Source organism: Kribbella sp. NBC_00662 (assembly GCF_041430295.1).
In the GTDB taxonomy this organism is placed as follows: Bacteria; Actinomycetota; Actinomycetes; order Propionibacteriales; family Kribbellaceae; genus Kribbella.
Map to the genome: position 1 here is coordinate 4008004 of NZ_CP109029.1, position 19768 is coordinate 4027771.

At 68.6% G+C, this 19768-nt stretch carries 18 protein-coding genes; 12 read left to right on the forward strand and 6 right to left on the reverse strand.

Annotated features, from left to right (window positions below):
• Positions 1-63 precede the first annotated feature (63 nt).
• Entirely contained in the window at positions 64-843 is a 780-nt protein-coding gene (locus OHA10_RS20205) for an SDR family NAD(P)-dependent oxidoreductase (RefSeq protein ID WP_371407788.1), read from the reverse strand.
• Positions 844-979: 136 nt separating this feature from the next.
• On the opposite strand from OHA10_RS20205, the gene OHA10_RS20210 reads away from it, so the two are divergent.
• The 3 genes from OHA10_RS20210 (at position 980) to OHA10_RS20220 (ending at position 4585) form a co-directional block, all read left to right on the forward strand.
• Positions 980-2131, forward strand: coding sequence for a cation:proton antiporter (locus tag OHA10_RS20210; protein WP_371407789.1), 1152 nt, complete (start codon positions 980-982; stop codon positions 2129-2131).
• Between the two features lie 106 nt (positions 2132-2237).
• Positions 2238-3782 (forward strand): fibronectin type III domain-containing protein, encoded by a 1545-nt coding sequence (locus OHA10_RS20215; RefSeq protein ID WP_371407790.1) that lies wholly within the window; start codon positions 2238-2240, stop codon positions 3780-3782.
• A 38-nt stretch (positions 3783-3820) separates the two neighbouring features.
• A complete protein-coding gene (locus tag OHA10_RS20220; protein WP_371407791.1) occupies positions 3821-4585 on the forward strand; it encodes a sulfite exporter TauE/SafE family protein in 765 nt (254 codons plus the stop codon).
• Here the strand turns inward: OHA10_RS20220 and OHA10_RS20225 are convergent.
• A complete protein-coding gene (locus OHA10_RS20225; protein WP_371407792.1) occupies positions 4582-5577 on the reverse strand; it encodes a YdcF family protein in 996 nt (331 codons plus the stop codon). The two genes, OHA10_RS20220 and OHA10_RS20225, sit on opposite strands and share 4 nt — an antisense overlap.
• A gap of 82 nt (positions 5578-5659) precedes the next feature.
• Between OHA10_RS20225 and OHA10_RS20230 the strand changes: the two genes are divergently transcribed.
• On the forward strand, positions 5660-6895 hold the full coding sequence (locus OHA10_RS20230) for a D-arabinono-1,4-lactone oxidase (protein WP_371407793.1): 1236 nt from the start codon (positions 5660-5662) through the stop codon (positions 6893-6895).
• On the opposite strand, the gene OHA10_RS20235 is transcribed toward OHA10_RS20230, so the two are convergent.
• A complete protein-coding gene (locus OHA10_RS20235) occupies positions 6885-7583 on the reverse strand; it encodes a cache domain-containing protein (RefSeq protein WP_371407794.1) in 699 nt (232 codons plus the stop codon). The genes OHA10_RS20230 and OHA10_RS20235 overlap by 11 nt on opposite strands.
• Positions 7580-8326 carry a FadR/GntR family transcriptional regulator gene (locus OHA10_RS20240; RefSeq protein ID WP_371407795.1) on the reverse strand — a complete coding sequence of 249 codons (747 nt, stop codon included), beginning with the start codon at positions 8324-8326 and terminating at the stop codon, positions 7580-7582. The genes OHA10_RS20235 and OHA10_RS20240 overlap by 4 nt, the downstream gene beginning before the upstream one ends.
• A gap of 119 nt (positions 8327-8445) precedes the next feature.
• On the opposite strand from OHA10_RS20240, the gene OHA10_RS20245 reads away from it, so the two are divergent.
• From OHA10_RS20245 to OHA10_RS20265, 5 genes are read left to right on the forward strand one after another with little or no spacing between them, the layout of a single operon-like run.
• Positions 8446-9882 (forward strand): aminobutyraldehyde dehydrogenase, encoded by a 1437-nt coding sequence (locus OHA10_RS20245; RefSeq protein WP_371407796.1) that lies wholly within the window; start codon positions 8446-8448, stop codon positions 9880-9882.
• Positions 9879-10949: an ABC transporter ATP-binding protein gene (locus OHA10_RS20250; RefSeq protein WP_371407797.1), complete on the forward strand. Its 1071-nt coding sequence runs from the start codon at positions 9879-9881 to the stop codon at positions 10947-10949. The genes OHA10_RS20245 and OHA10_RS20250 overlap by 4 nt, the downstream gene beginning before the upstream one ends.
• A 59-nt stretch (positions 10950-11008) precedes the next feature.
• Positions 11009-12214, forward strand: coding sequence for an ABC transporter substrate-binding protein (locus tag OHA10_RS20255; RefSeq protein WP_371407798.1), 1206 nt, complete (start codon positions 11009-11011; stop codon positions 12212-12214).
• Complete coding sequence (locus tag OHA10_RS20260; protein ID WP_371407799.1) at positions 12211-13053, forward strand: ABC transporter permease; 843 nt, start codon at positions 12211-12213, stop codon at positions 13051-13053. The genes OHA10_RS20255 and OHA10_RS20260 overlap by 4 nt, the downstream gene beginning before the upstream one ends.
• Positions 13053-13862, forward strand: coding sequence for an ABC transporter permease (locus OHA10_RS20265; protein WP_371407800.1), 810 nt, complete (start codon positions 13053-13055; stop codon positions 13860-13862). The genes OHA10_RS20260 and OHA10_RS20265 overlap by 1 nt, the downstream gene beginning before the upstream one ends.
• Before the next feature lie 111 nt (positions 13863-13973).
• Here the strand turns inward: OHA10_RS20265 and OHA10_RS20270 are convergent, their stop codons facing one another.
• Together OHA10_RS20270 and OHA10_RS20275 are read right to left on the reverse strand one after the other, a co-directional pair.
• Entirely contained in the window at positions 13974-14471 is a 498-nt protein-coding gene (locus OHA10_RS20270; RefSeq protein ID WP_371407801.1) for a MarR family winged helix-turn-helix transcriptional regulator, read from the reverse strand.
• A complete protein-coding gene (locus tag OHA10_RS20275; RefSeq protein ID WP_371407966.1) occupies positions 14468-15757 on the reverse strand; it encodes a nicotinate phosphoribosyltransferase in 1290 nt (429 codons plus the stop codon). The genes OHA10_RS20270 and OHA10_RS20275 overlap by 4 nt, the downstream gene beginning before the upstream one ends.
• A 106-nt stretch (positions 15758-15863) precedes the next feature.
• On the opposite strand from OHA10_RS20275, the gene clpS reads away from it, so the two are divergent.
• Genes clpS through ileS form a run of 3 tightly spaced genes read left to right on the forward strand, consistent with a single transcriptional unit; the run spans position 15864 to position 19768 of the window.
• Positions 15864-16151, forward strand: coding sequence for an ATP-dependent Clp protease adapter ClpS (clpS, locus tag OHA10_RS20280; RefSeq protein WP_371407802.1), 288 nt, complete (start codon positions 15864-15866; stop codon positions 16149-16151).
• Positions 16148-16699, forward strand: a complete 552-nt coding sequence (locus tag OHA10_RS20285; protein ID WP_371407803.1) for a DUF2017 domain-containing protein — start codon at positions 16148-16150, stop codon at positions 16697-16699. Before clpS ends, OHA10_RS20285 begins: the two co-directional genes overlap by 4 nt.
• Positions 16700-19768, forward strand: coding sequence for an isoleucine--tRNA ligase (ileS, locus tag OHA10_RS20290; protein ID WP_371407804.1), 3069 nt, complete (start codon positions 16700-16702; stop codon positions 19766-19768).

Consider the following 19768-nt stretch of genomic DNA (forward strand, 5'->3'; position numbering starts at 1 on the left):
TCATCGGGGGAGTTCCCTCTGCCCACGGTACAAGCGTCGACCCTCCGAGCGCCGCAATTGCGTCTAGGCGGGCAGCAGGTTGCCGCCGGTCACGCGCAGGATCTGGCCCTGGATCGCCTTCGTCCGCGGTGAGGTGAGGAACAGGATCGCGTCCGCGAGCTCGGTCGTCTCCGGCAGATGACGGGCGCTGAAGCCGGCCGCGATCTGCTCGAGCGCGGGCTGCGGGATCACCCGGTGCGCGCCGTTCTCCAGGGTGATTCCGGGCATCACGACGTTCACGAGGACGCCGTCGGCGCCCAGATCGTGCTGCACGCTCGCGATCAGCCCGTGCAGCCCTGCCTTCGCTGCGCTGTACGGCCACGACCCGGGCAACCCACGCTCGGCCAGGTCCGTGGAGATCAGCACCAGCCGCCCGTGGGCCGACCGCCGCAGCGCCGGCGCCACCTGCTGCACCAGGTGGTAGTTGCCCTCGAGGTTGGCCCGCATGATCGGCACCCACCACTCGGGCCGCCCGTCCTCGATCTTCGTCGGCCGGTCGTGGAACTCGGCGTTGCCCCAGTCGACGGCGTTCCCGACGACGGCGTCGAGCCCGCCCCAGTGCTCCACCACGGACGTGACCGCCGCGGCGATCGTCTCCGGCGCGGCGAGATCCAGCGGTACGACGTACGCCGCACCGCCCGCCGCCTCGATCTCCGCCGCGACCGTCTCGGCCGCGTCCTTGCGCGAGTTGTACGTGATCGCGACCCGCGCCCCCTCGGCGCCGTACGCGATCGCCGTCGCCCGCCCGATCCCCGACGACCCGCCTGTCACCAGCACCGCCGCGTCCTTGAATCCCAGGTCCATGACCCGTCCTTCCGGTATTTGTTAGTCGGCTAATGAGAAAACTTAGCCGACTAACAAATTGGTCGCAAGCCGATGGCCTCCGCCGAATCCCAGCGGTCCGGGCGCACAATGGCGCTCTCCGGGGAAGGGAGCTGCGGTGAGCTTCACCATGCTGGCCGTGGTGGTCGCGGTCGGTCTGATCGGTCCGTTGCTGGCGCTGCCGCGTGGCTGGCACATCCCGGTCGTGCTCGGCGAACTGCTGGCCGGCGTCATCCTCGGCAGGACAGGGTTCGGGTACCTGGTCGCCTCCGACGACAAGTTCACGTTCCTCGCCGACATCGGGTTCGGGCTGGTGATGTTCGTTGCCGGGACCCACGTGCCGATCCGGGACGAGAGCCTGCGCAAGGCGATCCGGCCCGGGCTGCTGCGTGCGGTGGTGACCGGCATCGTCGCGACCGGTTTCGCGTACGCCGTGAACGCGGTCTTCGACACCGGGCACGTCGCGCTGTACGCCGTACTGATGGCCTCCTCGTCCGCGGCGCTGGTGCTGCCGATCGTCGATTCGCTCGGACTCGGCGGGCGGCCGGTGGTCGAACTGCTGCCCCAGGTCGCGATCGCCGACGCCGCCTGCATCGTGGCGCTGCCGCTGGCGATCGATCCACCGCACGCCGGCCGGGCGGCGCTCGGTGCGCTCGCGGTCATCGGGGCCGGTGCGGTGGTGTACGTCCTGCTGAACTGGGCGGAGCGGTCGGGTGCTCGGCGTCGGGCGCACAAGGTGTCGGAGGATCGCGCGTTCGCCATCGAGCTACGGGTCAGTCTGATCGTGCTGTTCGCGCTCGCCGGTCTGGCCACAGGGACGCATGTCTCGATCATGCTGGCCGGTTTCGTGCTCGGGCTCGCGGTCGCGGCCGTCGGTGAACCGCGCAGGCTTGCGCGGCAGTTGTTCGCGCTGACCGAAGGATTCCTCGGGCCGGTGTTCTTCGTCTGGCTCGGGGCCTCGCTCGATCTGCGGGCGCTCGGCACGAAGCCGGAGTTCTTCGGCCTCGGTGTCGCGCTCGGCCTGGGTGCCGTGATCAGTCACCTCTCCGGCATGCTGACCCGGCAGCCGCTGAGCCTCGGCGTGCTGGCGTCGGCCCAGCTCGGCGTCCCGGTCGCGGCGGCCACGGTCGGTACGGCGTTGCACGTTCTCCAGCCGGGCGAGCCGTCCGCGCTGATCCTCGGTGCGCTGGTGACGATCGCGGTCGGCGTTGTCGCGGGTGGCATCGCCGTACGACGTGGTCTGGTCGCGCCGAAAGCCGTGTCTGGATGACCCTGGTTCAGCGACAACGTGAGCTGACAGTTATCGTTTGACGGCGCATAGTCACCGAGTCATGGGTCGGCATCTTCCGCCGGAGCGGGCCCAAGGGGGTTCGTTCATGAAGAAGGCTGTCCTGGCAGTTGTCACCGGCGCGGCCGTTGTCGCCGCGGCGCTGGTCCCGTCCGGCCCGGCCGTGCAGGCCGCGACCGAGTCCAGTGGGCACAGTGCGCCACGCGGGTTCGGCTCGGCGCTGTCGTCGGTCGAGCAGACGTCCTGGCAGACGAACGCGAGCGTGAACGCGGTTGCTGTCGCGGGCAACCTGGTGTTCGCGGGCGGTCTGTTCACCCGGGTCCGGCCGCCGGGCAAGGCTCGTGGCGTCGGTGACGCGGCGCGCAAGTACTTCGTGGTGCTCAACCGCACCACCGGCGTACCGACGCGGTTCGCGCCGCAGGTCAACGGGCCGGTGTGGAGCGTCGACACGTCCCCGGACGGCCGGTGGGTCGTGATCGGCGGCGACTTCACCGTCGTCGACGGGGTGGCGCGGTCGCATATCGCGATGTTCAACATTGCCACTGGGCAGCTCGTATCGGGGTGGGATCCGGTCGTGAACTTCCGGGTCGCGGCGCTCAAGATCACCGACAAGACGGTGTACCTCGGCGGCTCGTTCGGCCTGGTGGACAAGATGGCCCGCAGTCGTCTCGCCGCGGTCCGGCTCGACACCGGCACGCTGTTGCCGTGGAGCCCGGACGCGAACGACGACGTCCATGCGATCGAGGTCTCCACGGACGGCGAGCGGGTCTTCGTCGGCGGGGGTTTCACCCGGATCGGCGGCCGGAACGACCACGCCCTCGCAATGCTGAACGCGACGACCGGCGCGGTGCTCTCGATGCGCGCGGCCGGAGCGATCCCGCCGAAGACCGAGGGCTGCGACAGTCGCGTGAAAGACCTCGAAGTCCAAGGAAACAAGGTGTTCGCGTCCAACGCCGGCACAGGAAGCGTCAGCTGCTACGACGGCGTGCTGGCGGCGGACGCGACGACCGGCAAGCTGATCTGGCAGAGCCACTGCCGCGGCGCGACCGAAGCGATCAAGGCGATCGGCAACTGGCTGTACAAGGGCTCGCATGCGCACGACTGCAGCGCGGACGGCGCGTTCCCCGACAAGACCGGTATGCACCACCTGCTCGTCTACAGCACGATCACCGGCAAGCTCGGCCCGTGGTTCCCGAACACCGATGCCGGTGGCGAGACTCTCGTCGGCCCACTGGCGTTCGCGTCCGGCGGCAACGACCTGTGGGCCGGTGGCGATTTCACCGAGGTGAACGGCGTACCGCAGGAAGGCCTGACCCGGTTCACCAGCGCTCCGGGTGGAGCCGCTCCGGTCAAGCCGGCCGCTCCGAAGGTCGCGAGCGCGCGGGCGAACAAGGTGACGATCAGCTTCCCGACCGTGCTCGACCGGGACAACATCGCGCTGACCTATGTCCTCTACCGCGGTACGACGCGGATCGGCACCTGGTCCCGCTCGTCCAACTCGTGGACGAAGCCGACCGTCACCACCGTCACCGACCCCGGCCTGACCAGCGGCCAGAAACTGTCCTACCGCCTCGAGGTCAGCGACGGCCGCAATGTCCAGAAGAGCACCGCAGCAACCGTCAAGGTCCGCTGACTCCAGGCCTCGCCGTAGGCTGGCCCAGTGAGAGAGGCGTGACGGGGCCGGAGCACCTGGCTGTCATCGGTGCTGGATTGGGCGCAGGGATCCTGACGTCGACCGTCGGGGTTGCGTCGTTGCTGAGCTTTCCGGTGCTGATCGCGTTGGGGATCCCGCCCGTGGTCGCCAATGCGTCGAACACACTCGGCTTGCTGCCGGGTGCGCTGAGTGGCGTGGTCGGCTACCGGCGCGAACTGCGTGAGGTCCCGCGCAGTCAGACGGTTGCCGTCGTCGTGATCTGTGCCGTCGGCGCGGTTGGCGGCGCCGCGCTACTGCTGGCGCTGCCATCGCGGGTGTTCGCGTCGGCTGCGCCGTGGCTGATCCTCTTCACCTGCCTGATCGTCGGCGTCCAGCCGTGGATCTCGAAGTGGCTGCGAGCTCGGTCCGACCACCCGCACGGCGTCCAACGGTCGATGTCACCGGCAACCACTGTGTTCACCGCACTGACCGGCGTGTACGGCGGCTACTTCGGCGCCGGTGCCGGCGTCATGATGATGGCCGTCCTCGGCCTCGGACTCGACCTGGAACTCCGGATCGTCAACGGCCTCAAGACCCTCGCACTCCTCGCGGCGAACCTCGTCGCGAGCATCATCTTCGTCTTCATCGCCGACCTGAACCTGACGGCGTCCGGCCTGCTCGCCGCCGGCTCCATCGTCGGCGGGTACGTCGGTGCCCACATCGGCCGTCGGCTCCCGGCCACCTTGCTACGAGTGCTGATCGTGCTCGCCGGCGTGGTCGCCGCCGCACTCATGCTGCGTTAGACGTGTTGCCAGACGGCCACGGCGGCGATCAGTAGGCAGATGCCGCCGTTCAGGTACGGGTGGCTGTACAGGATCGCGACGAACTCGCGGATCGTTGCCGTCGGCCAGTAGTACGCGGCGGTGGGGGAGCCGATCACCTGACCGTTGACCTTGGCCTTCCGAGCGGTCATCGCGGCGCGGAACGCGTGGAAGTTGTTCGTCACGATCAGGCAGCGGTACTTCGGCGTACGCGCGACCATCAACTCCCGGCTGAAGGTCAGGTTCTCCCACGTGCTGGTCGACCGGTCCTCGCGCATGATCGCGGCGTCCGGGACCCCGCGCTCGATCAGGTACGCCGCCATCGCGTGCGACTCGGGGACGTCCTCGTCCGGGCCCTGACCGCCGGACGTGATGATCGTCGGCGGACGGCCTCGGCGGAGCGCCCGGTCGTACACCTGCTTGCCGCGGTCCAGCCGGCTCGCGAGCAGCGGCGGGACCCGCGAACCGCGCAGGCCGGCGCCGAGCACGATCACGAAATCGACTTTCCGCGACGATCGGACCCGGCTGTAGACGAACGCGTACACCAGGAAGCAGACGAACAGGAACGCGATGTAGGTCAGCACCCCGATCAGCACCGAACGCAGCGCCGCCAGCGGCTCCCAGCCGATCTTCTGCACCGCGACGCTGAACACGACGAACCCGATGATGCCCAGCCCGGCGAGCAGCGACAGCAGGTTCTTCGGCCGTCGGCCCTCGCGGCGCAGCATCGTGATCCCGTTGACGACCAGGAACACCGCGAGGACGGCGATCGCCAGCGGGATCACGGCGAGGATGGCCAGCACCAGCCAGCGGGCGGCGGTGTCGTTGAACGCGTCGACCACGAAGATCATCCCGATCCCCGCGAAGATCAGCGTCAGGACCAGGAAGATGCCGTTCTTGAACAGTCGCCGGTCGCGCAGGAAGCTGACCGCGAACACGAGGAACCAGAACGCGGCGGCGACGAAGGCGTACATCGGCCACATGAAATCACGGCGGCCTGACCAGAAGCTGGAACTGCCGGATTCGTGAGTGTCCCGCGTGTGCGAGGCTGACCGCATGAGCAGCGTGACTAACTGGGCCGGCAACGTCAGGTTCGCGAGCGAGCTGCAGCGGCCTCGCTCCGTGGAGGAGCTACAGGAGCTGGTCGCGGCGGCGGAGAAGGTGCGGGTGCTCGGCACCGGGCACTCGTTCAACCGCATCGCCGACAGCACCGGGACGCTGGTGAGCGTGCAGGACCTGCCCACCGTCATCGAGGTCGGCGAGCGCGGCGTGACCGTCTCGGCCGGTCTCCGGTACGGCGAGATCACGGCGGCGCTGCAGGCCCAGGGGCTCGCGCTGCACAACCTCGGTTCGCTGCCGCACATCTCGGTCGCGGGTGCGTGCTCGACCGGGACACACGGCTCGGGTGACGGCAACGGTCCGCTGGCAGACGCGGTCAACGCGGTCACCTTCGTCAATGCGAGCGGCGAGCTCGTCACGCTCACTCGCGGTGACGAGGACTTCGCCGGGTCGATCATCTCGCTCGGTGCGCTCGGGGTGACGGTGAGCATGACGCTCGACGTACAGCCGTCGTACCAGCTCAGCCAGGTGGTGTACGACGGGTTGCCGGTCGAGCGTCTCGGGACGAACTTCGCCGAGGTGATGGGGAGCGCGTACAGCGTCAGCGCGTTCACCGACTGGGTCGACCCGGACGTGATGGTCTGGCGGAAGTCGCGGGATCTCGGCGCCGCCGCACCGGAGTGGCTGGGTGCTCACCTCGCGGACGGGCCGCGGCACCCGATCAAGGTGATGCCGGCCGACTACGCGACCCAGCAGGGCGGCGTACCGGGTCCTTGGAACGAGCGGCTGCCGCATTTCCGGCTCGAGTTCACCCCGAGCAACGGCGACGAGTTGCAGTCGGAGTACTTCGTGCCGCGCGATCGGGCGGCCGAGGCGTTCGAGGTACTACGGGCCCTGGGCAACCAGTTCGCACCGGTGATCCAGGTGTCCGAGGTGCGCACGATCGCGGCCGACGAGCTGTGGCTGAGCCCGAGCCAGGGCCGGGACACGGTCGCGCTGCACTTCACCTGGATCCAGGACGAGGCCGCGGTCCGGCCGGTCGTCGCCGCGATCGAGGAGGGCCTCGCGTCGCTCGACGTCCGGCCGCACTGGGGCAAGGTCTTCGCCGCCGACGCCGCGACGCTGGCCGAGCGCTACCCGAGGGTGAAGGACTTCATCGCGCTGGCGGCGAAGTACGACCCGGCCGGCAAGTTCCGCAACGAGTACCTCGACACGTTCCTGCCTATGCGCTGAGCTCGACCAGCGAGAGCGGGAGATCCTCGATCCGGTACGCCGGGGCCGGGGTCCGCAGCAGTGTGCCGCCGACGTGGCGGGCGCTGTTGCTGAGCACGATCCGGCCCTGGTCGTTGACGATGGCAACCTTCCGGTGGGTCGCCCGCAGGCACGGCAGGACCGCCTTCTCGAACGTGAAGACCCGGACGTCGGCCCCGGCCACACCGACGAACCGGTCCCGGACGACGACCGGCACGGTGAAGGTCAGCGTGTAGTCGTCGGTGCAGAGGTAGTCGACGTACGGACCGGTGATGTGCCGGCGGCCGGTCCGCTGCGGTACGTCGTACCAGGGCAGGGCGGCGTAGTCGTAGAAGTTCTCCCCGCGCGGATCGGTGTCGACGATCAGCCGCTCGGTGACGCCGTTGCTGAGCATGAACCACTCGAGCCACCACTGGGCGTCGGCCAGCGCGTCGATCGCCGCGACGAAGCCGGCGCCCTGGATCGATGAGCCCTGGTCCTCGAGCGCGGGCTTGACGAGCTCGATCACGCCGCCGAGGTCCGTCCGGCGGACGGTCGGCTGCCGGTCGAAGACGTCCGCCGTCGCCGAGCTGATCCGGTCCGCCAGCCCGAACGCCTCCCCGACCACGGACTCGACCAGCTCGAGCACTGTCTCGAGCCCGGCGTCGAGGGTCAAAGACTCTGTGCTCATGTGTCCTCCAACGCCAGTCTGAGGTCGATCAGCCGTGCCGTCGAGTCGGCCACGCGTTCCTCCGCGGCGGCGCGGGCTGCGTCGCCGTCGGTGCGGTCGATCGCGGCGACCACGTCGCGGCAGCTCCGCACCGTCCGGCGGTGGCTGTCGTCGTCGCCGAACGCGAGCCAGAGCAACGTGCCGACCTCCGCCTGCAGACTCACCTCTGCCCGGTAGAGCCGGGTCGACTGCGCGGTCGCTGCCACCTCGATGTGGAACTGCGCGTCCGCCCGCCGTCGTCCGCCCAGGCCTTCGGCGTTCTCCAGACCGTCGCAGACCGCGGTCAGTCGCCGTACGTCGTCCGGCGTCGCCCGCTCGGCCGCCAGCCGGGCTGCCGTCCCGGCGATCGCGCTGTAATGGTCGCCGAGGTCGCGCAGTTGGGCCAGGCTCAGCTCGGCCAGCCGGTCGCGGACGATCGCGGTCGACATCTCCTGGTGGGCGCGGACGAAACTGCCGCCGCCGCGACCGCGCCGGGTGTCGATCAGACCGCGCTGCCGCAGCGACGAGAGCGCCTCCCGGATCGTGGCGGTGGAGACGCCGAAGATGCCGGCCAGGTCGGTCTCGCCCGGCAGCTGCCCGGAGTCGGGGACCAGGCCGAGCGCGATCGCATCGGTCAGCCGGCGGGCCACCAGTTCCGATCGGCTCAGCGTCTCCAGCGGTGCGAACACCGCGGCCGCGCCACTGCCGTAGAACCGCAGCGCCATCCGGTCTCACCAACCCTCACGACACGACTTCGACACAGGTCGCGGACATTGTCGCCGATCGCTTGAACTTTAACATCTGGTTTCATATGTTTACGCCCAACCGGCGTTCGGGAGTGCTGATGCGAACAGTGCAGAACCTGATCAATGCACAGCGGCAGGACGCGCGCAGCGGCGCGACCAGCGAGCTGATCGACCCCGCCACCGGCAAGTTCTTCGGCACGGCGCCACTGTCCAGCGAGGAGGACGTGGACGCGGCGTACCAGGCCGCAGCGGCCGCGGTGCCGAGTTGGGGCGCGATCACGCCGGCCGACCGACAACGGATGCTGCTCCGGTTCGCCGATCTGGTCGAGGCGCGCGGCGACGACCTGGTTGCCGCCGAGTCCGAGAACACCGGGAAGCCGCTCGAGCTGACCAGGACCGAGGAGCTCGCGGTCATGGTCGATCAGCTGCGGTTCTTCGCCGGGGCGGCGCGGCTGCTCGAGGGCAAGTCGGCCGGCGAGTACCTGGCCGGTCACACGTCCTGGGTCCGGCGTGAGCCGATCGGTGTCGTCGGCCAGATCACGCCGTGGAACTACCCGATGATGATGGCGGTCTGGAAGGTCGGGCCGGCGCTCGCCGCCGGGAACACGCTCGTGCTGAAGCCGGCCGAGACCACGCCGGTGACGACCGTGATGCTCGCGGAGCTGGCGGCCGAGGTGCTGCCGCCCGGAGTCTTCAACGTGGTCTGCGGCGATCGCGCCACCGGCCAGGCCGTGGTCGCGCATCCGACACCAGGTCTGGTCAGCATCACCGGCTCCACCCGCGCCGGCTCCGAGGTCGCCAGTACGGCGGCTCTCGATCTGAAGCGCACCCACCTCGAGCTGGGCGGCAAGGCGCCGGTGCTGGTCTTCCCCGACGCGGACCTCGCTGCGGCGGCCGAGGCGATCGGGATCGCCGGCTACTTCAACGCAGGCCAGGACTGTACGGCGGCCTGCCGTGTCCTCGTCCATGCCTCGGTCCACGACGAGTTCGTGCAGGCACTGGTCGACTGGGCCCGGGACAACGCGAAACCAGGGCTCCCCGATGATGCCGACGCGCTCTTCGGTCCGTTGAACAGCAGTCTGCAGCTGGACCGGGTTCGCGGCTTCCTGGCCCGGATGCCCAGCCACGGCACAGTCGCGCTCGGCGGTCAACGACCCGGCGGAGCTCTTGCCGACGGCTACTTCCTCGAGGCGACGGTCGTCACCGGGCTGCACCAGGACGACGAGATGATCCAGGACGAGGTGTTCGGTCCGGTCGTCACCGTGCAGTCGTTCGCGGACGACGACGAGGGTCTGCAGAAGGCCAACGACGTCCAGTTCGGGCTCGCGTCGAGTGTCTTCACCGCGGACCACTCGCGAGCCTTGCGGATGTCCAAGGCGCTCGACTTCGGCTGCGTCTGGATCAACACGCACATCCCGCTGGTGGCCGAGATGCCGCACGGAGGCTTCAAGCACTCCGGTCACGGCAAGGACCTGTCGATGTACGGCGTCGAGGACTACACCCGGGTCAAGCACGTGATGTCGGCGATCGGATGACGTCGGTGGACGCGCAGGCGCGGACCGTGGCGACCGAGGCCGCCGCGGTCAGCCTGCGCGGCCTGCGGAAGACGTTCGGCGAGGTCACCGCGGTCGACGGGATCGATCTCGACCTGACCGAGGGCGAGTTCTTCTCGATGCTCGGCCCGTCCGGCTCCGGCAAGACCACGGTGCTGCGGATGATCGCCGGCTTCGAGACGCCGACGGCCGGCCGGATCCTGCTCGGCGGCGCCGACGTCACGGACCAGGCGCCGTACGCCCGGGACGTGAACACGGTCTTCCAGGACTATGCGCTCTTCCCGCACATGAGCGTGCTGCAGAACGTCGAGTACGGGTTGCGGGTCAAGGGCGTCGACCGGCGCAGCCGCCGTACCCGGGCTGCTGAGGCGCTCGAGACTGTCCGGCTGGAGGGGTACGGCGACCGTCGGCCGAATCAGCTGTCCGGCGGCCAGCAGCAACGCGTCGCGCTGGCGCGGGCGCTGGTGAACCGGCCCAAGGTGCTGTTGCTGGACGAACCGCTCGGCGCGCTCGACCTGAAGCTCCGGCGGGAGATGCAGATCGAACTGAAGGCGATGCAGCGCGATGTCGGTATCACCTTCGTGTTCGTCACGCACGACCAGGAAGAGGCGCTGACGATGAGCGACCGGATCGCCGTGTTCAACGGCGGCCGGATCGAGCAGTTGGCCACTCCGGTCGAGCTGTACGAACACCCGGCCAGCGCGTTCGTGGCCGGGTTCGTCGGTACGTCCAACCTGCTCGAGGGTGACGTCGCGACCGCGATTCTCGGGATGGACGGCCTGTTCACGGTCCGGCCGGAGAAGATCCGGCTGCAGTTGCGCGATGCCGCCGCCGAGCCGGGGACATGTACGGCGACCGGAGTGGTTCGCGAGGTGGTGTACCTGGGATCGGCGACCCAGACGGTGGTCGACCTGGACGCCGGCGGATCGCTGATCGTCCTGCAGCAGAACCGGCAGGGATCCGTGCAGGACAAGCTCGAACTTCGCGGTACCGGGGTCCGGTTGACCTGGGACCGCGAACACACCGTCGCGATCGGCGGTCCGCAGTAACACCGCAGTAACACCGCAGTAGTAGCAGTCTCCGCCCCGAACCCTTCAGGGAGCTTGAGATGAAGAAACTCAGCGTAGCGGTGAGCCTGGCAGTGCTCGCCCTGGTCGCGGCCGCATGTGGCACCTCCGGCGGCGGCGACTCCGCCGCCAAGGCCGGCAGCAGCACCGGATTCTCCGCACCGGACCTGCCGAAGCTGGACAAGCTCGGAGCCGGGGAGGGCAAGCTCAGCGTGCTGGCCTGGCCCGGGTACGCCGAGGACGGCTCGAACGATCCGAAGGTCGACTGGGTCACGCCGTTCGAGAAGCAGACCGGCTGCCAGGTGACGGTGAAGACGTTCGGCACGTCCGACGAGGCCGTCACGCTGATGAAGACCGGACAGTACGACGTCGTGTCGGCGTCGGGCGACGCGACGCTGCGGCTGATCGCGGGCGGACAGGTCGAGCCGGTGAACACCGACCTGGTGCCGAACTACGCGGACGTCTACGCCTTCCTGAAGAACCGCCCGTGGAACTCGGTGAACGGCCAGATGTACGGCATCCCGCACGGCTGGGGCGCGAACCTGCTGATGTGGCGGACCGACAAGGTCAAGCCGGCCCCGACGTCGTGGAGCGTGGTGTTCGACGCGAACTCGCCGTACAAGGGCACGGTGACGGCGTACGACTCGCCGATCTACATCGCCGACGCGGCGATGTACCTGATGGCGACCAAACCGGACCTCGGCATCAAGAACCCGTACGCGCTGGACGACAAGCAGTTCGCCGCGACCGTCGATCTGCTCAAGACGCAGAAGACGCTGGTGTCGGAGTACTGGTCGGACTACCTCAAGGAGGTCCAGGCGTTCACCAGCGCGAACTCGGTGGTCGGGACGACCTGGCAGGTGATCGCGAACGTCGCGACCGGCGAGAAGGTGCCGGTCCAGGTGACCGTGCCGACCGAGGGCGTGACCGGATGGTCGGACACCTGGATGGTCAGTGCCACCTCCAAACACAAGAACTGCGCGTACCAGTGGCTCAACCACATCATCAGCCCGCAGGCCAATGCGGCCGTCGCCGAGTACTTCGGTGAGGCGCCCGCCAACGGCAAGGCCTGCGCGCTGACCGCGGACAAGAACCACTGCACGACGTACCACGCCGGCGACGCGACGTACGCCCAGAAGATCTGGTACTGGACCACGCCGATCGCGCAATGCCTCGACGGCCGCACCGACGTCAAGTGCACCGACTACAGCAAGTGGACCCAAGCCTGGACGCAGATCAAGGGATGAGCACCCGTCACCCGCGGGCCCGGTTGGCGTTGCTGCTCGGGCCGCCGATGCTTTGGCTCGGGGTCGCGTACCTCGGGGCGCTGGCGGCGCTGTTCGTCACCGCGTTGTGGACGCAGAACGGGTTCACCGGACAGATCGAGCGGGTGTGGACGCTGGACAGCTTCAAGACGCTGTTCACCGTCGAGGTGTACCGGACGATCGCGTTGCGCACGATCGCGGTCGCCGTCCTGGTGACCGTGATCGACGCGGTGGTGGCGTTCCCGATCGCCGTCTACATGTCGAAGGTGGCCGGGCCCGGGCTGCGGCGGTTCCTGCTGGTGGCGGTGCTGATGCCGTTGTGGGCCAGCTATCTGGTCAAGGCGTACGCGTGGCGCGGGATGTTCTCCGAGGGCGGGCTGGTGTCGTCGGCGTTCGAGGCGGTCGGGCTGAAGTCGCCCGGGTACGGGCTGACCGCGACGGTGGTGACGCTGTCGTACCTGTGGTTGCCGTACATGATCCTGCCGATCTACGCCGGCCTCGAACGACTGCCGGATTCGTTGCTGGAGGCATCGGCCGACCTCGGCGGCCGGACGCTGCAGACGCTGCGGCGGATCGTCCTGCCGACCGTCGTACCGGCGATGGCGGCAGGGTCGATCTTCACGTTCAGCCTGACGCTGGGTGACTACATCGCCGTCCGGATCGTCGGTGGCACCAATCAGTTGCTGGGCAACGTTGTGTACGACAACGTGGGTGCCGCCAACAACCTGCCGTTCGCGGCCGCGGTGGCGACGATCCCGGTCGTCGTGATGGTGCTGTACCTGGCGGCGGTCCGGCGTACCGGAGCGATGGAGAGCCTCTGATGACGATGTCGCGCTCGACCCGGATCGTGCTGCGGATCCTGACCGTGGTCATTCTCGGGCTGATCTACGTGCCGCTGCTGCTGGTGCTGGTGAACTCGTTCAACGTCAGCAACACGTTCGCCTGGCCGCCGCGGGAGTTCACACTCGAGTGGTGGCGGCGGGCGGCCGAGAGCCAGGGCGCTCTGGACGCCCTCTGGGTCAGCGTCCGGGTCGGGCTGGCGGCGACGGTGATCGCGCTGGTCCTCGGCACGATGATCGCGTTCGCGCTGCAGCGGTTCGCGTTCTACGGCCGGGACGTCGTGTCGTTGCTGGTGATCCTGCCGATCGCGCTGCCGGGCATCGTCACCGGGATCGCGCTGAACAACGCGTTCCGGACCATCTTCGGGTGGCAGCTCGGGTTCGTCACGATCGTGATCGCACATGCGACGTTCTGCATCGTCACGGTGTTCAACAACGTGATCGCCCGGTTGCGCCGTACCGGTGTCTCTCTGGAGCAGGCCTCGGCAGATCTGGGTGCCTCCAGGTTCACCACGTTCCGCCTGGTGACTTTTCCGATGATCCGGTCGGCCCTGCTGGCGGGGGCGTTGCTCGCGTTCGCCCTGTCGTTCGACGAGATCGTCGTGACCACCTTCACCGCGGGCGCGAACCTGCAGACGCTGCCGATCTGGATCTTCAACAACCTGTTCCGCCCGAACCAGGCCCCGATCGTCAACGTCGTCGCGGCGGCGCTGATCCTCATCTCGGTCGTCCCGGTCTGGCTGGCCCAGAAACTCTCGGGCGATGCGGAATCACTCGGAGCCGGCCGCTGAGGGCAGCTAGCTGCAGCTCGACAGGAGGTGTCGGCTTGGGCGGGTGCTCGTCACGCTCAGAGAACGCGGTGCGATGAGTCGATCGTCCGACACCTCCTGTCGAGATGCAGGTCAGGGCTCGAGGGTGGTGGCGATCGTCCAGAGGAGGTTGCGCAGGACGCGCCGGTCCTCGGGGGTGAGGTGCTTCAGGGCGCGGCGGCCGGCGCGGTCGTAGATCTGCTGGACGGTGTGGGCTAGCTCGACACCGCGGTCGGTCAGCTCGATGCCGACCTGGCGGGCGTCGGTCGGGCTCTTCACCCGGCGTACGAGGCCTGCTGCCTCCATCCGCTGGGTGGTCTTGGTCGCCGTCGGTACTTCGACGTCGAGCACCTTCGCGAGTCGCGCCACAGGGAGCGAGCCGTGGTGCAGCAGCTTCGCCAGCACCAGCTCCTGCCCGGTGTGCAGCCCGCTGCCGGCCAGCTCCTCCGCCACCGCCTTCCGCGCCGCGCGCTCCGCGAACCGCAACGCGATCAGCACATCCGCCTCATCGGCCGGCGCATCCGCAGACCACTCGACCTTCTCGCGGTCCTGCGGGACTGCGCCGGCGTCGCGCGGAGCGGTGGCGCTCACGTATGACTCCGGGGATGGAACGGGTTGCGGGCGTCGTAGTCGCCCACGTACTCGGTCGGGATGGCCGGCTCGCCGCGGCTCAGCTGGCTGGCCGAGCGGGGGAGCTCGTCGCGGACTTTCTGGTGGAAAGCCTGCGACTCCGCCGGAGTGGTCCGGCCGACGACCTTCCCGGCCTCGACCAGCGACTTCAGCAGCACGCGGTCGTCACCGTCGTCGACCGGCTGCTCGCCGACCCCGATCAGCTCGAGCTCCGCGACCCCGGCCGGCGACCGCCGCCGCAGCGCCCACTTCCGGCCGCCGATCGAGATCTTGTCCGGGCTCTTCTTCGCCACCGGGATCAGCGTGCCGCTCTCGTCCTCGCGGGCGACCAGCTTGTACACGAACCCACAGGTCGGGTACCCCGAGCCGGTGACCAGCGACGTACCCACGCCGTACCCGTCGACGGGAGCCGGGGCGAGCGCGGCGATCTGGAACTCGTCCAGGTCGCTGGTGACGATGATCCGGGTCTTGGTCGCGCCGAGCGAGTCGAGCAGCTCGCGGACCTGGCCGGCCAGCGACGGTAGATCGCCCGAGTCGAGCCGGACCGCGCCGAGGTCGGGTCCGGTCAGCTCGATCGCGGTGCGGACAGCTTCGGCGACGTCGTACGTGTCGACGAGCAGCGTGGTGCCCTTGCCGAGCGCGTCGACCTGGGACCGGAACGCGTCCCGCTCGCGGTCGTGCAGCAGCGTGAACGAGTGCGCCGCCGTACCGGCGCTCGGGATACCGAACCGGCGGGCCGCCTCCAGGTTCGAGGTCGTGGAGAAGCCGGCGATGTACGCCGCCAGCGCGCTCGCGACCGCTGCCTCTTCGTGGGTCCGGCGTGAGCCCATCTCGATACAGGGCCGCCCACCGGCCCACCAGGTCATCCGCGACGCGGCCGAGGCGACTGCGGAGTCGTGGTTGAGGATCGAGAGGAAAACGGTTTCCAGGAGCACTGCCTCGGCGAACGAGGACTCGACCACGAGCACGGGGGAGCCCGGGAAGAAGATCTCGCCGTCGGCGTAACCGGAGATGTCGCCGCTGAACCGGTAGTCCGCCAGCCAGTCCCGGGTAGCCTGGTCCACGACGCCGCGATCGGCCAGGAAGGCGATCGTCTGCTCGTCGAAACGGAACCGCTCGAGCGCGTCGAGCAGCCGGTTGACGCCGGCCACCACGCCGTACCGGCGGCCGTCCGGCAGGCGGCGGGCGAACAGCTCGAAGACCGAGCGGCGTTGCGCCGTGCCGTCGGCCAGGCTGGCCTGCAGCATCGTCAGCTCGTAATGGTCCGTGAGAAGGGCCGTCGAGTGGGTCGCGGTGTCTGTCACAGGGGCAGCCTATTGCGAGACCGGAACCGATGATGGGGAGAATGGACAGGTGAGCACCGCACCGAGCGAGCTGGACAGCCCCGAGGTCACCGAGGGGATCCAGCTGAGCCCGCCCTGGATGACGATCGTCTGGAACGATCCGGTCAACCTGATGGACTACGTCACGTTCGTGTTCCAGACGTACTTCGGCTACTCCAAGCAGAAGGCGGAGAAGCTGATGCTCCAGGTGCACCAGGAAGGCAAGTCGGCGGTCTCGAACGGCAACCGGGAAGCGATGGAACGCGACGTGGAAGCGATGCACTCCTACGGCCTGTGGGCCACCTGCGAGAAGTCGTGACGCGTTTCCGCAAGCGCCGCAAGACCGTCGTCGTCAGCTTTGCCGAACACGAGGCGGACATCCTGGCGAACCTGCTCCGCAACCTGGTCGAGCTCCTGTACGACGGCCTGCCGCCGCGCTCGGCCGAGTCGAGCGACCCGCTCGCGGCGCTGCTGGAGTCGGACGGGCCGACGTCGCCGCCGGAGGACGTCGTACTGCAGCGGCTGCTGCCGGACGCTTACAAGACCGACGACATGGCGTCGGCGGAGTTCCGGCGGTTCACCGAGCGCGGGCTGCGCGAGGGCAAGGTCACCGACGCGAAACGGGTCCTGTCGGCGTTGGAGGAGTCCGGCGCCGACGAGATCGCCCTGGAGCCCGACGAACAGCTCTCCTGGCTCCGCGCCCTGAACGACCTCCGCCTCGCCATCGGCACCCGCCTCGACATCAAGGACGAGGACGACTACACCACCTGGGAGAAACTCCCCGACGACGACCCCCGCCGCCTCACCTACGACCTCTACGACTGGCTCGGCTACCTCCAGTCGGCCTTGCTACATAACATGCGCTAGGTGAGCTATCCGAGGGTTGGGGTGCCGGAGTTTCCTGGGGTTGAGCGCGGGGTGCTCGAGTACTGGGAGGGGGATGGGACGTTCAGGGCCTCGCTGAAAGGTGAGGATGAGTTCGTTTTCTATGACGGGCCGCCGTTTGCGAACGGGTTGCCGCATTACGGGCATTTGTTGACCGGGTACGTGAAGGACGTCGTGCCGCGGTACCAGACGATGCGTGGGTATCGGGTCGAGCGGCGGTTCGGGTGGGATACGCACGGGCTGCCGGCTGAGTTGGAGGCTCAGCGGGTGCTGGGGCTGAAGACCAAGGCGGAGATCCTGAAGCTGGGGATCGAGAAGTTCAACGATGCTTGCCGGGCGTCGGTGCTGAAGTACACCGACGAGTGGCGGTCGTATGTGACGCGGCAGGCGCGGTGGGTGGACTTCGAGCACGACTACAAGACGCTCAACCCGGACTACATGGAGTCGGTGATCTGGGCGTTCAAGACGCTCTACGACAAAGGACTGGTGTACGAAGGCCTCCGCGTCCTCCCGTACTGCTGGAACGACGAGACCCCGCTGTCCAACCACGAGCTGCGGATGGACGACGACGTCTACCAACCCCGCCAGGACCCGTCGGTGACGGTCGCGGTCGAGCTCGAGACGGGCGAGCGGCTCCTTGCCTGGACCACGACGCCCTGGACCCTCCCGAGCAACCTCGCGATGGCGGTCGGGCCGGACGTGGACTACGTCGTGGTCGACGATGCCGAAGGTCGGCCGACGATCCTGGCGGAGGCGCGGTTGGCGACCTATGCCGCGCCGCACGGCGACGACGCCGGCCTCGGCACCGAGGTACGCCGGCGATTGAAGGGCTCCGACCTGATCGGCCGGAGCTACACCCCGCTCTTCGACTTCCTCGCCGGCACCGCCAACGCCTTCCAGGTGATCGCGGCCGACCACGTGACCACCGACGACGGTACGGGCGTGGTGCACATGGCCCCGGCGTACGGCGAGGAGGACCAGCTCGCCTGCGAGGCCGTCGGCATCCCCACGGTGCTGACCGTCGACGACGCAGCACACTTCACCGCGGTCGTCCCGCCGTACCAAGGTCTGCATGTCTTCGAGGCGAACCGCCCGATCATCCGCGATCTTCGCGCGGCCGGGGCGCTGGTGCGCGAGGACAGCATCGTGCACAGCTACCCGCACTGCTGGCGGTGCCGGAACCCGCTGATCTACAAGGCGGTCTCGAGCTGGTTCGTCGAGGTGACCCGGATCCGCGACCGGATGGTCGAGCTGAACGAGCAGATCACCTGGGTGCCGGAGCACGTCAAGCACGGGCAGTTCGGCAAGTGGCTGTCGAACGCGCGGGACTGGTCGATCAGCCGCAACCGGTTCTGGGGTTCGCCGATCCCGGTCTGGCGGTCGGACGATCCGGCGTACCCGCGGATCGACGTCTACGGCTCGATCGAGGAGCTGGAACGGGACTTCGGGGTCGAGGTCCGCGACCTGCATCGCCCGTACGTCGACGAGCTGACCCGGCCGAACCCGGACGACCCGACAGGCCGGTCGACGATGCGGCGGGTGCCGGACGTGCTCGACGTGTGGTTCGACTCGGGGTCGATGAGTTTCGCGCAGGTGCATTACCCGTTCGAGAACCAGGACTGGTTCGAAAACCACTTCCCGGGCGACTTCATCGTCGAGTACATCGGCCAGACGCGCGGCTGGTTCTACACGCTGCATGTGTTGTCGACGGCGTTGTTCGACCGGCCGGCGTTCCGGTCGTGCCTGAGTCACGGGATCGTGCTCGGCAACGACGGGCAGAAGATGAGCAAGTCGCTGCGGAACTACCCGGACGTCACCGAGGTCTTCGATCGCGACGGTGCGGACGCGATGCGCTGGTTCCTGATGTCGAGCCCGATCCTGCGCGGCGGCAACCTGATCGTCACCGAGCAGGCCATCCGCGACGGGGTCCGCCAAACGCTCATCCCGCTCTGGAACGCCTGGTCCTTCTTCACGCTCTACGCCAACGCCGCGGATGTCTCCGGCACCTGGTCGACCGCGTCGTCGCACGTGCTGGACCGCTATCTGCTGGCCGGCCTCCGTGCGCTCGTCACCGACGTCCAGTCCCACCTCGATCGCTACGACATCGCCTCCGCGTGTGATGCGGTCCAGGGCTACACCGAGGTCCTCACCAACTGGTACATCCGCCGCTCCCGCGAGCGCTTCTGGTCCGGCGAACAGGACGCGATCAACACGCTCTACACCGCCCTCGAGGTCTTGTGCCGTACGGCGGCACCGCTCCTGCCGCTGGTGACCGAGGACATCTGGCGCGGCCTGACCGGTGAACGATCCGTGCACCTGACCGACTGGCCGTCGTACGACGAACTCCCCGACGACCCGGAGCTGGTTGAGCGGATGGAGCGGGCCCGCGAGGTGTGTTCGGTCGCATCGTCGATCCGGAAGGCGAGTGGGATCCGGGCTCGTCAGCCGTTGCTCACGCTGACTGTTGCGAGTGCCGCCGATCTGGCCGACCTGGTGCCATTGATCGCGGCCGAGGTGAATGTTCGCGACGTCGTGCTGACGTCGGCCGACGCGGTTGATGCGCCGGTCTCGCAGCGGTTGACGGTGAACGCGCGGGCGGCCGGCCCGCGGCTGGGGCGCGACGTACAGCAGGTGATCAAGGCGTCGAAGAGTGGCGACTGGTCGGTTTCGGCCGATGGCGTGGTAGTTGCTGGCGGCATCGAACTGCAGGACGGTGAGTACACGCTGGAGACCACGCTCGCGGACGGACACGAGGCGAGTGCGCTGCTTCCCGGCGGCGGGTTCGTCGTACTGGACACGACGATCACGCCGGACCTGGAGGCGGAGGGTGTCGCGCGGGACGTCGTACGCGCGATCCAGCAGGCGCGGCGGGACGCGGGGCTCGAAGTCACCGACCGGATCCGCCTGTCGGTGACTGCCGAACCCGCGGTGGTCGCTGCCGTGGAGATGCACCGCGAGCTGATCGCCGGTGAGGCGCTGGCCGACGACCTCGAGGTCGCCGAGGGTCGAGAACTGAGTGTGCGCGTCGAGAAGGCGGACGCGCACCACTGA